Source organism: Actinomycetospora sp., assembly GCF_036497245.1.
Taxonomy (GTDB): Bacteria; Actinomycetota; Actinomycetes; order Mycobacteriales; family Pseudonocardiaceae; genus Actinomycetospora.
Genome location: NZ_DASXJS010000129.1, coordinates 1 through 14,053, shown reverse-complemented (window position 1 = coordinate 14,053; position 14,053 = coordinate 1). Strand labels below are relative to the sequence as shown.

Annotated in this window: 13 protein-coding genes and 1 pseudogene; 11 read left to right on the top strand and 3 right to left on the bottom strand. The window is 74.4% G+C overall.

Annotated features, from left to right (window positions below):
• From VGI02_RS13270 to VGI02_RS13240, 7 genes and pseudogenes are all read left to right on the top strand, one after another.
• Window positions 1-522 (top strand): annotated as a pseudogene (locus VGI02_RS13270) (hypothetical protein); the annotation flags it as partial.
• 52 nt (window positions 523-574) lie between these two features.
• On the top strand, window positions 575-877 hold the full coding sequence (locus tag VGI02_RS13265) for an urease subunit gamma (RefSeq protein ID WP_331627855.1): 303 nt from the start codon (window positions 575-577) through the stop codon (window positions 875-877).
• Window positions 874-2,940 (top strand): urease subunit alpha, encoded by a 2,067-nt coding sequence (locus tag VGI02_RS13260; protein ID WP_331627854.1) that lies wholly within the window; start codon window positions 874-876, stop codon window positions 2,938-2,940. The genes VGI02_RS13265 and VGI02_RS13260 overlap by 4 nt, the downstream gene beginning before the upstream one ends.
• Before the next feature lie 18 nt (window positions 2,941-2,958).
• Window positions 2,959-3,480, top strand: a complete 522-nt coding sequence (locus VGI02_RS13255; protein WP_414638257.1) for a methylated-DNA--[protein]-cysteine S-methyltransferase — start codon at window positions 2,959-2,961, stop codon at window positions 3,478-3,480.
• A complete protein-coding gene (locus VGI02_RS13250; protein ID WP_331627852.1) occupies window positions 3,477-4,217 on the top strand; it encodes an urease accessory protein UreF in 741 nt (246 codons plus the stop codon). The genes VGI02_RS13255 and VGI02_RS13250 overlap by 4 nt, the downstream gene beginning before the upstream one ends.
• A complete protein-coding gene (gene ureG / locus VGI02_RS13245; RefSeq protein ID WP_331627851.1) occupies window positions 4,207-4,869 on the top strand; it encodes an urease accessory protein UreG in 663 nt (220 codons plus the stop codon). The genes VGI02_RS13250 and ureG overlap by 11 nt, the downstream gene beginning before the upstream one ends.
• Complete coding sequence (locus tag VGI02_RS13240) at window positions 4,866-5,660, top strand: urease accessory protein UreD (RefSeq protein WP_331627850.1); 795 nt, start codon at window positions 4,866-4,868, stop codon at window positions 5,658-5,660. Before ureG ends, VGI02_RS13240 begins: the two co-directional genes overlap by 4 nt.
• On the opposite strand, the gene VGI02_RS13235 is transcribed toward VGI02_RS13240, so the two are convergent.
• A complete protein-coding gene (locus VGI02_RS13235; protein ID WP_331627849.1) occupies window positions 5,642-7,528 on the bottom strand; it encodes a hypothetical protein in 1,887 nt (628 codons plus the stop codon). The two genes, VGI02_RS13240 and VGI02_RS13235, sit on opposite strands and share 19 nt — an antisense overlap.
• Before the next feature lie 140 nt (window positions 7,529-7,668).
• Between VGI02_RS13235 and VGI02_RS13230 the strand changes: the two genes are divergently transcribed.
• A complete protein-coding gene (locus VGI02_RS13230; protein WP_331627848.1) occupies window positions 7,669-8,370 on the top strand; it encodes a (2Fe-2S)-binding protein in 702 nt (233 codons plus the stop codon).
• Window positions 8,371-8,374: 4 nt separating this feature from the next.
• On the opposite strand, the gene VGI02_RS13225 is transcribed toward VGI02_RS13230, so the two are convergent.
• Window positions 8,375-9,148, bottom strand: coding sequence for a M50 family metallopeptidase (locus VGI02_RS13225; RefSeq protein ID WP_331627847.1), 774 nt, complete (start codon window positions 9,146-9,148; stop codon window positions 8,375-8,377).
• Between VGI02_RS13225 and VGI02_RS13220 the strand changes: the two genes are divergently transcribed.
• Window positions 9,147-10,646 (top strand): MFS transporter, encoded by a 1,500-nt coding sequence (locus VGI02_RS13220; protein WP_414638256.1) that lies wholly within the window; start codon window positions 9,147-9,149, stop codon window positions 10,644-10,646. The genes VGI02_RS13225 and VGI02_RS13220 overlap by 2 nt on opposite strands.
• Window positions 10,643-11,050 carry an ACT domain-containing protein gene (locus VGI02_RS13215; RefSeq protein ID WP_331627846.1) on the top strand — a complete coding sequence of 136 codons (408 nt, stop codon included), beginning with the start codon at window positions 10,643-10,645 and terminating at the stop codon, window positions 11,048-11,050. The genes VGI02_RS13220 and VGI02_RS13215 overlap by 4 nt, the downstream gene beginning before the upstream one ends.
• Window positions 11,051-11,222: 172 nt before the next feature.
• Here the strand turns inward: VGI02_RS13215 and VGI02_RS13210 are convergent, their stop codons facing one another.
• The gene (locus VGI02_RS13210) at window positions 11,223-12,482 is read right to left on the bottom strand and encodes an MFS transporter (RefSeq protein ID WP_331627845.1); all 1,260 of its coding nucleotides are present in this window, start codon (window positions 12,480-12,482) and stop codon (window positions 11,223-11,225) included.
• Window positions 12,483-12,619: 137 nt separating this feature from the next.
• Between VGI02_RS13210 and VGI02_RS13205 the strand changes: the two genes are divergently transcribed.
• A partial coding sequence (locus tag VGI02_RS13205) for a glucose-6-phosphate dehydrogenase (protein ID WP_331627844.1) occupies window positions 12,620-14,053 on the top strand: 1,434 nt, incomplete at its 3' end.

The window sequence follows — 14,053 nt, the reverse complement described above, 5'->3', positions numbered from 1 at the left end:
GCGAACTGCGGCATGGCGTGGGTGGTCGTCGTGGCCTCCGACATCACGATCAACAAGTACGTCCTCGGGCTCTCGCCGAAGCAGCCGGAGTTCCGCCGCGGCATGCTCTACGCGGTGAACCCCGTCGGGTTCGGCTCGATGCTGATCGCGGCGGGGGTCTCGATCCTCGCGTTCTTCGGGGTGCTCGGCGACACCCTCGCCTCGTACTCGCCGCTGGTCGCGATCATCCTGGCGTTCGTGTTCCCGCCGATCATCGCAATCGCGACGAAGGGCAAGTACTACCTGCGTCGCACCGACGACGGCATCGACGCACCGATGCACGACGAGTACGGCAACCCGTCCGGGGAGACGCTGCACTGCGAGGCGTGTGACCAGGACTTCGAGCGTCCGGACATGACGGCCTCGGGGACGGGCACCGGCCACGTCTGCTCGCTGTGCCTGTCCACCGACCGCACCGGCACGCACGTCCTCCCGGAAGGGATGACCACGGACGTCGTCCCGGAGAAGACGACGTCGCCGTAACCTCCCGCCCGAGGTTTCGCGCGATTCGCTCCAGCGGAAGGGGTCCGACGAGGTGCTGCTCTCGCCGCACGAACAGGAGAAGTTGCTGCTGCACGTCGCGGCGAACCTGGCCCGGGAACGTCGGGGCCGGGGGCTGCGCCTCAACCATCCGGAGGCGGTGGCCCTGATCAGCTCCTGGATCCTCGAGGGCGCCCGCGACGGCCGCAGCGTCGCGGACCTGATGGACGGCGGCCAGCACGTGCTGACCCGCGACGACGTCATGGAGGGCATCCCCGAGATGTTGCCGAGCGTCGCCGTGGAGGCGACCTTCCCCGACGGCACCAAGCTCGTCACCGTGCACGACCCGATCCAGTGAGCGCGCCGGGTCCGGGCGCGTTCCTCCCCGGCGACGGCGGCGACGTCGTCACCGGGGAGGGGGCCGCCGTCGTCACCATCACGGTGACCAACACCGGCGACCGGCCGGTCCAGGTCGGGTCGCACGTGCACTTCGCGTCGACCAACCCGGCGCTGGCGTTCGACCGCGAGTCCGCCACCGGGATGCGGCTCGCGATCCAGGCCGGCACGTCGGTGCGGTTCGAGCCCGGTGTCGAGTCCGATGTGACGCTCGTGGCCCTCGGGGGCCGCGGGTCGGTCCCGGGCGTGCGACTCGACGTGGCCGATCCGGCCGGACGCCACGGCGGGTCACCTGGCACGGGGTGGACGGTCGGCCGGGAGGCCTACGCCGATCTCTTCGGTCCCACGACGGGCGACCGGGTCCGCCTCGCCGACACCGACCTGACGATCCGCGTCGAGGAGGACCGGTCGCGCGGGCCCCGCGGCGGGGACGAGGCGGTCTTCGGCGGCGGCAAGGTCATCCGGGAATCGATGGGCCAGTCCCGGGCCACCCGCGCCGAGGGCGCCGCGGACCTGATCATCACCGGCGCGCTGGTGCTGGACCACTGGGGCGTCGTGAAGGCCGACGTCGGTGTGCGCGACGGCCGGATCGTCGGCCTCGGCAAGGCCGGGAACCCGGACACGATGGACGGGGTCTCGCCGGAGCTCGTCATCGGGCCCTCGACGGAGATCCTCGCCGGGAACGGGCTGATCCTCACGGCGGGTGGCGTCGACTGCCACGTCCACCTGATCAGCCCCCAGCAGCTGCCCGAGGCCATCGGCTCCGGGGTGACGACGATGATCGCCGGAGGCACCGGGCCCGCGGAGGGCACGAAGGCGACCACGGTGACGCCCGGGTCGTGGTGGCTCGCGCGGATGTTCGAGGCGCTGGACTCGGCCCCCCTGAACTTCTCGCTGCTCGGCAAGGGCAACACCGTCGGCGCCGACGCCCTGCGCGAGCAGGTGATGGCCGGGGCCTCGGGCTTCAAGGTGCACGAGGACTGGGGCGCGACCCCTGCCGCGATCGACGCCGCGCTGCGGGTGGCCGACGAGACCGGGGTCCAGGTCGCCCTGCACACCGACACGCTCAACGAGGCCGGCTACGTCGACTCGACGCTCGACGCGATCGCCGGCCGTTCGATCCACGCGTACCACACCGAGGGGGCAGGCGGCGGCCACGCGCCGGACATCATCACCGTCGCGGGGCAGCCGCACGTGCTGCCGTCGTCGACGAACCCCACCCGTCCGCACACCGTGAACACCGTCGACGAGCACCTCGACATGCTCATGGTCTGCCACCACCTCTCGCCGTCGATCCCGGAGGACCTGGCGTTCGCCGAGTCCCGGATTCGTGCCTCGACGATCGCGGCGGAGGACCTGCTGCACGACCTCGGCGCGATCTCGATGATCGGCTCGGACTCGCAGGCGATGGGCCGGGTCGGCGAGGTCGTGCTGCGCACCTGGCAGACCGCGCACGCCGCCAAGCGTCGGGTGACGGGCCTGACGGGGGTCCAGGCGAGCGGGGACGACAACGACCGCGCCCGGCGCTACGTCGCCAAGTACACGATCTGCCCGGCGATCGCGCACGGACTCGACGGCGAGGTCGGCTCGGTCGAGGCCGGGAAGCTCGCCGACCTCGTGCTGTGGGACCCGGCGTTCTTCGGCGTCCGACCCAACGTCGTCGTGAAGGGCGGGGTGATCGCGTGGGCGCGGATGGGCGACGCCAACGCGTCCATCCCGACGCCGCAGCCCGAGCTGTCGCGGCCGATGTTCGGGGCGGCTCCGGCGGCGGCCGCCGCGTCGTCGGTGTTCTTCGCGACGCAGGCCGCGCTCGACCACCGGCTCGCCGGCTCGGTGGACGTCCGGCGGCGTTTCGTGCCGGTGCGCTCGCCGCGCGGCATCTCCAAGGCCGACATGCCCCGGAACGACACCACCCCGGAGATCACCGTTGATCCGGAGACCTTCACGGTGAGCATCGACGGCTCGGTCGTCGACCCCGACCCGGTCCGCGAGCTGCCGATGGCGCAGCGCTACTTCCTGTTCTGAGTGTCGGTGGCTTCTGCGATGGTGCCTGGCGTGACGACGACGTACTCGGTGTGTGACAGCCCGCTCGGACCGCTGACGCTCCGTGCCCGGGACGGAGTGCTGGACGGGCTGTACATGCTCGAGCACCGGCACGGTCCCGGGCAGGAGCAGCTGGGGGAGCGGGTGGCCGACGCGGCGCCCGCCGCCCGGGAGCAGCTCGCCGCGTACTTCGCGGGTGAGCTGCGCGAGTTCGATCTCGAGGTGGGGCTGCGCGGCACCGACTTCCAGCAGCGGGTCTGGGCGGCGCTGCGCGAGATCCCCTTCGGCGAGACGTGCAGCTACGGCGAGCTCGCCGTCGCGATCGGGCAGCCGACCGCGGTGCGCGCGGTGGGGCTGGCCAATGGGAAGAATCCGGTGAGCATCGTCGTCCCGTGCCACCGGGTGGTCGGGGCGAACGGCTCGCTGACCGGCTACGGCGGCGGCACCGACCGCAAGCGCGCCCTGCTGGAGCTGGAGGGGGCGGGCGTCGGGCGCGGTGAGCCCGCCCTGTTCGCGACATGAGCGGTCTCTGGCTGCTCGCCGACTCCCGGCTGCCCACCGGCGGGCACGCGCACTCCGGCGGGATCGAGGCCGCGGTGCGCCGGGGTCTGGTGAGCGCTCCGGACGACGTCGCGGCCTGGCTCTCCGGTCGGGTCCCGACGGCGGGTCTGGTCACCGCGGCCGCATCCGCGGCGGCGTGCTCGCTCGCGGCCCCCGGTTCTGGGCGATTGGCACTGTCGGTCGACTCCATGGGCCAGAAGCGCCCCTCGCCGGAACTCCGCGGGCCCGTCGACTGGGCGCGCTGGGACGCCTCGGTGTCCGCTCGCATTCCGGTCGCCGCGCTGCGGGAGGCGTCACGGGCCCAGGGCCGGGCGATGCTCCGCACGGTGCGCGCGGCCTGGCCGGACGCCGCGATCGGCGGGCTCGGTGCGCGCCCGCACCAGGCGCTCGTGCTCGGCGTCGCCGTGACGGCGGCAGGAGGAACGCCGCACGACGCGGCTGCGCTGGCCGTCCACCATCTCGTGGGCCAGGTCTGTTCGGCGGCGGTCCGCCTGCTCGGGCTCGATCCGCTCGCGCTCGCCGGCGTCCACGCCCGGGCCCTCGACGAGCACGTCGGTGTCGTCGACCGCGCCGCCGAGGCAGGCGCGCGGGCGGCCGCGCGCGACGATCCCGATCACCTGCCCTCCGCGACGACGCCGTTGCCCGAGGTGCTCGCCGTCCTGCACGCCCGATCCGAGGGGGCTCTCTTTGCTTCATAGACTCGACGACCAGGACCTCGGCGGCGGCGCGCACGACCACGTCCCGCGTCGGGGCCGCGCGGTCCGCATCGGGATCGGCGGGCCGGTGGGCTGCGGGAAGACGGCGCTGGTCGCCGCGCTGTGCCGGGTGCTGCGCGAGGAGCTCTCGGTCGCCGTCGTCACCAACGATATCTACACCACCGAGGACGCCGACTTCCTGCGCCGCGAGGCGGTCCTCTCGTCGGAGCGGATCGTGGCCGTGCGCACCGGCTGCTGCCCGCACACCGCGATCCGCGACGACATCACCGCCAACCTCGACGCCGTCGAGGACCTCGTCGAGCAGTTCGACCCCGACCTCGTGCTCGTCGAGTCCGGCGGCGACAACCTCACGGCGACCTTCAGCTACGGGCTCGTCGACCGGCAGATCTTCGTGATCGACACGGCAGGCGGCGACGACGTCCCGCGCAAGGGCGGCCCCGGGGTCGCAGGCGCCGACCTGCTGGTGATCAACAAGGTGGACCTCGGCCCGCTGGTCGGCGCGGACACCGCACGCATGGCCACCGACGCGGCGCGGGTTCGCGACGGGAAGCCGACCGCCCTGACCTCGGTGCGGACCGCACCGATCACCGACGTCGTCGACTGGGTGCGCGCGCAGGTGCCGGTGACGGCGTGACGGCGCTGGTCGGCGGGTCGGTCGTGGCCGGGTCGCCGGCCGGGGACCCGGAGATCGACAGCTCGGCGGTCGAGGCGATCGCCCGGCTGCGTCTCGTCGACGGCCGCCTCACCTGGGCGTCCGCCCCGCCGATCGTGCTGCGGCGGACCGGGCGCCGGCGGGTGCACGTCGTCGCCGTCGGGGGTGGCCCGCTCGGCGGGGACAAACTGCGCCTGGAGGTGGAGATGGGTCCGGGGGAGCGGTTGGCGGTGCACAGCGCCGCGGCGACGGTGGTGCAGCCGGGCCGGGACCCGGGCAGGTCCGCGTCGTTCGCCGTGGAGGCCTCGCTGGCCGCCGGCTCCACGCTCGACTGGTGCCCCGAGCCGACGGTGGTGTGCGACGCCGCGGTGTGGGAGCCGTCGGTCCGGCTCGACCTGGCGGACGGGGCGCGGGCGCGCGTAGTCGAGCAGGTGGTGCTCGGTCGCAGCGGGCAGGTCGGCGGCCGCTGCGCCTCGACGATGCGGGCGGTCCTCGGCGGGCTACCGGTGCTGGCGTCGACGACGGTGCTCGACGGCGCGGACTCCGCGCTGACCGGCGTCGGGGGCACCGGGGGCGCGCGCTCGGTCGGCTCGGTGCTCGTCGTCGGGGGCGACCCCGATGAGGGCGACGAGGACGCCGGCGAGAACGGTGAGGTCACCTGGGCGCGCAGTGCGCTCGCCGGAGCAGGCAGCCTGACCACCGCCGTCGGCACCACGCGGGGCGTCGCGGCCGTGCTCGCCCGGGAGGGCGGAACTCAGCTCCCCTGCTGGTGACCGTTCGAGGGCGGCTCCTCGCGAGCCTCCCCGGGCCCGTCCGCGGCGCTGTCTCCGACACCCCCGTCCTCGGTGCCGGTCACCGGCTCGAACCACCCCGCGACCTGCGTCCTGGCCCGGTTGACGAGGCCCGAACGCTCTCCGGGCCCGGAATCGGGAGCGCCTGTCCTGGCCCCGGTTCCCGACCCGGCTCCGGGCGCGGGCACGCCGGACGCGCCGGTGGGGGTGCCGCCGACGCCGTCCTCGGCGACCGGGGTCCCGGAGGCGCGTGAGACGGTCTCGCTGATCCCGTCCGTGCTCGGCCGCGGTGTTCCGGGGCCGGCCGTGACGGTCGCCGCGGGGCCGCCGGGCGAGAACGGTGCCGGGCCGCCCGGCGCGCCGGCCGGGGCAGGACCCGGGGCCGGGACGGTGCGGGTGGCCGGGGCGGGTCGGAAGAGGTCGTCGCCGCCGGGCACCGTGGCCGTGGCCGGGGGTTCCGTGGGCTCGGCGGACGGGTCAGCGGTGCCGGAGTCAAGGCCCTCGGAGCTGTCGTCCGGGAGGTCCTCGTCGGCCGCGGCGTGGTGGGCGGTCGGGGCCGAGGCACCGTCGGTCGTGTCGGCGGCATCGGTCGGCACGCCGCCGACGGCGCCCTCGTCGACGCTCACCGCGCTCGGGTCCGGGGGAGGGTCGGCGGCCGCCGAGGGCGTCCCGCCGACCGCCGCCTCGTCCACGCCGGCCTCGCCGGGCTCGGACGGCTGGTCCTCCACCGCGGGGGTGGGGCTCGACGGCATCGCCGCACCCGGTCCCGCACCGCCCGGCACCGCACTTCCCGGCACCGCACCGCCCGGCACCGCACCGCCGGGGCCCGCACCGCCCTGTCCCGTGACGGGCCGGCGCAGCGTCTCGGTGGCCGCGTCGTCGGCGGGCTCCGGCTGTCGCCCGGGGCCGCTCGGCGTGCCCCCGACAGCAGCGTCCGAGGCCCCGGAGCCCGCGACCGCGGCCTCTCCCGCGACCCCGGCTGCTCCGGCGACGGCGGCGGGTGCCCCGTCCGAACCAGGGCCTGCCGCGGCCGGGGACTCGGCATCAGCCTCGGGGTCCGTCGTCGTCTCGGTGGGCATGCCGCCCACGGCCGCCTCGTCGACCCCGGCCGGGCCGTCGTCGGCGGCGGGCTCCGCCTCGTCGTCGGGACGACCCGCGGCGGTCCCGAGCGGGGTCCGGGGGTGGCCGACGATCGGTACGGCCTCGGTGGGCATCTCCTCGGCGTGCCCGCCGTGCGCCGGGGAGGGCTGCTCGCCGTCGTCCTCGTCGTCGGGCCCGCCTGCATGCGCCGCGGCGACCCCACCGGCCACGCCCGCGGCAGCAGCGCCACCGGCCGCCGCTGCCTGCGGGGACAACCGCACGCCCTCCTGGGCGATGACCTGCTGGCCGTGCTCGTCGAGCAGGGCGTGCCGGCCGGTCGGGGCGTCGTCCCCCGCGGGCTGCCAGCCCCGCGGAGCGGGCGCGGGTGCTGGCGGCGCGGGCATCGGCATCCCGGCCGCCGGGGTGGGCGCGGACACCGCGGTGGGTGCCGTCGCCGGCAGCCGGCGGAAGAGCGCGATGAGCAGCAGCACCCAGCCGAGGACCGTGATCAGTGCGGTGACGATCCCGATCAGGCTGGACGCGGTGAGCACCGACTCCGGACTGGAACCGGAGCGCAGCAGGGCAGGCAGGACCACGACGGTGGACGCGCTGAGCAGCGCCGCCACCAGCTGCAGCGCGAGGCCGGCGATGGCCGGCGTCGACACCGCAGGCAGCACGCGACGTCGCTGAACGGCCAGCACGAGGCCGACGACGATCGCCACGCCCGCCGGGAGGAAGGCGAAAGCGAAGCGCAGACCCGAGTCGAGCATGCGCCGAACCTAACGAATCACCACAACAGCACCGACCATGTGCCACCGATCACCGCATCGGATGGGTCGGACCCGGCCGCTCGGAGGGGGCCGAACGGGTGAGAGCGGTGCCTCGGCGAGGTGTCCGGGACGATGGATGCATGGCAGGCGAGGACACCCTCGGGATGGACGACGTCGCGGCGCTCGACGGATTCTTCGGGCTGGCCACCGGCCCGGCCGAGGGGGTCGACCCGTCGTGGCGGCCGTTCCACGAGTTCACCGGCGACGTCCTCGACCAGCGCATCGACCAGGTCGCCGACCAGCTCGGCGGCGTGCCGCGGCGGATCGCGGGGTCGCTGCTCTCGCTGTCGGTCTCGGCGCGGATCACGGCGCTCCTCCTCGGGACCGGCTCCCTGCACGGAACCGTTCCGCGGCTGCACGACCGGCTGTACTGGCGCCCCTGGTCCGGTGGCCCCGCGCCGCTCTGGATCGAGCGCCCGGAAGCGGTCCCGCACGACGACGAGCTGCCCGCCGCCGCGGCGCGCGAGCTCGACGCCACGCTGCGCCCGGTGCTCGACGCGGTGAGCCTCCAGGCCTCGGTCTCGGCCCAGGTGACGTGGGGCAACGTGGCGTCGTCGCTCGGCGGGGCCCTCCGGATGCTGCTCACCCAGCGCCCGGAGCAGTCGACGGCGGCCCTCACCCTCGCCGTCGGGATGACCGCGGAACCGCCCCTGGCCGGGCTCGGCGGGTTCGTCGAGGAGCCCTCACACCCGACGGGCGTGGGGTTCGCCCGCAAGACCTGCTGCCTGTTCTACCGCGTGCCCGGCGGCGGGACCTGCGGCGACTGCGTGCTGGATCGCTGAGGCGTCAGCTCAGCGGGGGCCAGGACAGCAGCAGGTTCCCCGAGAAGATCAGCGACAGCAGGCCGATCAGCGCGTACATCGCGACGAAGATCCCGGCCGGGACACCGGTGAGGCGTTCGAGCTGGTCGGGGTCGGAGTCCGCCGCCCGGCGCCCGGCGCGCTTGCGCTGGACCTCGAGGACGGTCTTGAGCCCACCCACGATGAGGAACCAGGTCACGAAGCAGGCGAACCCGTACTGCACCGTCGGGGTCCCGTAGGCGATCACCACCGCGACGATGCCGCCGGTCAGCACCACCGAGGCGACGCCGAAGACGTTGCGGATCAGGACGAGCGTCCCGAGCAGCACCATGATCGTGAGGCCGAGCATCGTCTGGACGGCGCCTCCCGCCACCAGCGCGCCCGCCCCGAGGCCCAGCAGGGGCGGGGTGGCGTAGCCCGCGAACGCCGTCGCGGCCATCCCCGGCCCGTCCCGGCGGCCCTTGGAGACGGTCACCCCCGAGGTGTCGGAGTGCAGCAGGATGCGCGTGAGGGTCCGGCCGGAGGCGATGGCGACCAGCGCGTGCCCGCCCTCGTGGGCGATCGTGACGACGTTGCGGGCGATGCGCCAGGTGGCTCCACCCGCGACGACCGAGAGGGCGACGAGGCCCGCGAGGATCACGAGTGCGACCTGGGTCTGGGCGGCGGTCAACTCGCCGACGGGCTGGATCTGGGACGGCGGGTTAGAGGCGAGCGCGACGATGCGGCGAACCGTAGCGCGCGGGTGTTCCCCTGCCGTCATGCTGGGCGGCGTGACCAGCGACGAGCCGGGGGCAGCCATCGCGGACCTGCGGATGGGTTCCCCTGCGGGCCGGTGGGTCCTGGCGACGACGGTGCTGGGCTCCGGTCTGGCGATGCTCGACTCGACCGTGGTCAACGTGGCGCTCGAACGCATCGGGTCCGACTTCGGGGCCTCGTTCGCGGGCCTGCAGTGGACCATCAACGCCTACACCCTGACCCTCGCCGGGTTCATCCTGCTCGGGGGCTCGTTGGGCGACCGGTTCGGCCGACGACGGATCTTCCTGGTGGGCGTCGTGTGGTTCGCGGTGGCCTCGGCGCTGTGCGGGTTCGCCCCGTCGATCGAGGTGCTGATCGGGGCGCGGGCGCTGCAGGGGATCGGCGGGGCGCTGCTGACGCCGGGGTCCCTCGCCCTGATCTCGGCGTCCTTCCACGGTGACGACCGGGCGGCGGCGATCGGGGCGTGGTCGGGACTCGCGGGGGTCGCCGGGGCGGTCGGGCCCTTCGTCGGGGGCTGGCTCGTGGAGTGGAACTGGCGGGCGGTGTTCCTGATCAACCTGCCGGTGGCCGCCGTCGTGCTCGTCGCCGCGGTGCGCCACGTCCCCGAGTCCCGCGACCCCGAGGCGGTCGCGCACCTCGATCTGCCCGGCACCGCGCTGGCGCTGCTGGGTCTCGGGGCGCTCACCTGGTCGCTGACCGAGGCCGGGACGGCGGGGGCGTCGGTGGGCGTCGTCGTGACCGGACTGGTCGGGGTGGCCGCGCTGGTGTCCTTCGCGTTCGTCGAGCGGCGCTCGCGCTCTCCGCTGGTGCCGACCGACCTGTTCGCCAACCCCCGGTTCACCGCGCTCAACGTGGTGACCCTGCTCGTCTACGCCGCGCTCGGGGTGCTGTTCGTGCTGCTGGTGCTGCAACTGCAGGTGGTGGCCGGGTTCTCGCCCCTGGCGGCCGGGGTGGCGACGCTGCCGATCACGGTGATCATGCTGCTGCTCTCGGCGCGCGCCGGACGGCTGGCCACGCGGATCGGGCCGCGCATCCCGATGACCGTCGGCCTGGTCACGGCGGCGGCCGGGATGCTCCTGCTGCTGCGGGTGGGCGTCGGGGCGTCCTACTGGTTCGAGGTGCTGCCCGCGGTCGTGCTCTTCGGGCTGGGTCTCGCCGCCACGGTCGCGCCCCTGACCGCGACGGTCCTCGACGCCGCGGACGACCGCCACGCCGGCGTCGCCTCCGGGGTCAACAACGCCGTGGCGCGCGCGGCCGGGCTCCTCGCGGTGGCCGTGATCCCGGCGGCGGCGGGGATCGCGGGCGCGGACTACACGAACCCGGTCGCGTTCTCGGAGGGGTACCACCGCGCCGTCGTGATCGCCGCGTGCCTGCTGCTCGGCGGCGCGCTGCTCTCCGGGCTGCTGCTGCGCCCGCTCCGTCCGCGCCCGGAGGGCGAGGTGAACGTGGCGGAATGCGCCCACTGCGGCGTCAGCAGCCCGCAGCAGTCCCCGCGGTCGTGAGCGGTGGGACGGACCTGGCGGCGCTGCTGGCGGGGATGACGCCGCGGCTGCGTCCGGGCCGGTACGTGTTCGCGTCGGTTCCCGACGGTGCGGCGGCGGGGGCGGGGGCGGTGCCGCCCCAGGCGGTGGTCAGCGTCGCCGAGGACGAGGGCACGACCGTCGTCGTGCCCGCGGAGGCAGCCGAGGGACTCGACGCGGAGTACCCCTGCGCGTGGATCACGCTGGAGGTGCGGTCGTCACTGGCGGCGGTCGGGCTCCTCGCGGCGGTGTGCTCGCGACTGGCCGAGGCCGGGATCAGCGTGAACCCGGTGAGCGGGTTCCACCACGACCACCTCTTCGTGCCGTGGGACCGGCGCCACGACGCGGTGGCCGTGCTCGAGCGGCTCGCCGCGGACGGGGCCTGAGTCCGCGCGGGCGCTCGAAGATCGCGACTTCGGGAGCGCGTCGCCGCGAATCCTGCGCGTGTCGCTCCCGAGACCGTGATCACGGTCGGGGTGGGCCCGACCTGCGGCGCTTGATCACGAATCGTGCGGCGGAACAGCGCAGATCTGACGCGTTCCGCCACACAGGAGCCGATCACGGGCGGGCCCAGGGGCTCACGTCGCCCTCGGCCAGCATCACCGCCGACGTCAGCGATGCGGCACCGCTGACATCGGCCGGGTCGTCCTGCCGCGCCAGCAACCAGCACAACGGCACCGCGACCAGCGGCCCGGCCGCGAGGGTCGCGAACACCGCCGGGAACGATCCGCCGCTCGCCGCGAACACTGCACCGACGGCGAGCGGGGCGAGCACGCTCCCGACCTGCCACACCCCGTTGGCCAGCCCCGCCGCCGCCCCGACCAGGCCGTCGGGGACCACCTCGGTGACCATCGAGTTCATCAGCGGGCTGTAGCCGAATGCGACCACCCCGAGCAGGGGCGCGGCGGCGAGGAACGCGCCCGGCGTCGTCAGGAACCCGAATCCGAGCAGCCCCGCCGTGAACAGGGCCAGGATCACGACCATCGGGACGACGCGGGCGGCCCCGAGGCGGTCGCACACCGCGCCGATGATCGGCTTGGCCACCACCGCGCCCAGCCCGAACGCCGAGACCACGAGCCCGGCGCGCGACGGGCTCAGGCCGTGCCCGAGGACCATGAGGTTCTGAATCCACGTCGTGGTGCCCCAGGTCCCCCAGAGCGCCCCGAACCCGCCGAGCGCGAGCAGCAGCCAGCGCGGCGACCGGACCAGCGTCGGTACGGCCGCGCGCCACGCCGGCCGCTCCGACTCCGAGCCCCGGACATCGCTCACGACGACGAGCACCGCCACGGCCACCAGCAGCGTCACGATCCCGAAGACGACGAACACCCACGTCCACGAGCCGAGGCCGGTCAGCGGCACCGCGACCAGACCCACCACCAGCACACCGCCCGACGACGCCATCATCAGCACCCCGGTCGCGCTCGCCCGGCGGACGCGCTCGAAGCGTTCGGCCAGCAGGCGCATGCACGCCGCGAAGTCCACGCCGGCGGCGAGCCCCATCAGCAGCTGGATCACCGCGCCCGCGGCCACCGACCGGACGAGCCCGAACCCGACCGTCAGCACCCCGAGCGGCACCAGCGCGGCCACCAGCGTCCGCCGCGCGCCGAACCGGTCGACGACGAAGCCGCCGAGCAGACTCGACACGAGATAGCCGACGAAGAACAACGAGGTGAAGACGCCGAGCGCGGCGACCGAGAGCCCGAAGTCGTGGGCGGCGGTGGTCGCGACCCCGGACCACCCGAGCCGGTCGAGGAACGAGACGAGGTACGCGAGGGTGGCGACGACGGCCACCACCCACCGGCGACGATCCGTGCGCATGCGAAGCACTTTCGCACGCGCGTGTGAACGGCCCTATCGGAGTGCTCCCCTTATTCTCACCCGACGACAGCCCTGGACCATTGCTGACACCGCCGGGAGACGTGTCATGCGGCGCGCGACGGGGCAAGCTCAGCACCGTGACCGACATCCCGCCGACCGTCTTCGTGCTCTTCGGTGCCAGCGGCGACCTCGCGGCCCGGCTGGTGCTGCCCGCGTTCTACCGGCTGGCCCAGGAGCGTCTGCTGCCCCCGCAGTGGATGTTGATCGGCAGCGGGCGTCGACGGCTCTCCGACGACGAGTTCCGCGACCACGTCCACGGCGTGCTCGACCAGTTCGGACCGAAGCCGGCGGAGGGCCCCTGGGAGGAGTTCGCCGCCCGGCTGCGCTTCGCCGGCGACGGGTTCACCGCCGACGACCCGGGGCAGCTGCTCGACCGGGTCGCGGAGGCCGAGGACGAGATCGGCGACGGTAACCGCGGCGCCGTCCAGCGGGTGCACTACCTCGGCGTACCGCCCACCGCGTTCGAGGGGATCACGAACGCCCTCGGGGCGCACGGGCTCGCCGAGCGCTCCCGCGTGGTCTACGAGAAGCCGTTCGGCACCTCCCTGGAGGCCTTCCGCACGCTCGACGTGGCCGTGCACCGGGTCTTCGACGAGTCGGTGATCTACCGGATCGACCATTTCCTGGGCAAGGAGGCCACCCAGCAGCTGCGCGCGCTGCGCTTCGGCAACGGCCTGTTCGGGTCCTCCTGGGACCGCCACCACGTCGCCGCGGTCCAGATCGACGTCCCGGAGACCCTCGACGTCGCCGACCGCGCCGAGTTCTACGACGGCACCGGCGCCGTGCTCGACATGCTGGTGACCCACCTGTTCCAGGTCGCCGCCGAGATCGCCATGGAGCCGCCGCGCAGCCTCGGGGCCGACGACATCGCGCAGGCCCGCGCGGACGCGGTCAAGGCGTTCCGGGCCTTGACTCCCGACGACGTCGTCCGCGGCCAGTTCGCCGGCTACCGCGACATCGAGGCGGTCGCCGACGACTCGGACACCGAGACCTTCGTCGCCGCCCGGATGTTCGTCGACTCCGACCGCTGGCGCGACGTCCCGTTCCTGATGCGGACCGGCAAGATGATGGCCGAGAGCCACCAGAAGGTCACCCTGGTCATGCGCGACCCCGACGGCGGGCCCTACCGCGCACCCGGCGCATCGAGCGGCGGCGCGGAGATCCCGAAGCGCGGCAACGTGCTGTGCTTCAACCTCGCCGGTGACGGCGCGCTGGCGATCTCGATGAACATCGAGGTACCGGGCAGCGAGTCGGCCCTGATGACGCAGTGGACGCAGATCACGCTGCACGACGTCGACGGCGGCGACCCGCTGCCGCCCTACGTGCGGCTGATCCACGACATCCTGCTCGGCGACCGCGCGCTGTTCACCCGCCCCGACGGGCTCGAGGAGGTCTGGCACGCCGCCGGGGCCGCCCTCGACCGGTCCGGCGAGCTGTACCCCTACGAGCCCGGCACCTGGGGGCCGACCGAGGCGCTGCGCCTGGCCGCCCCGGTGGGCTGGGCGCTCGGC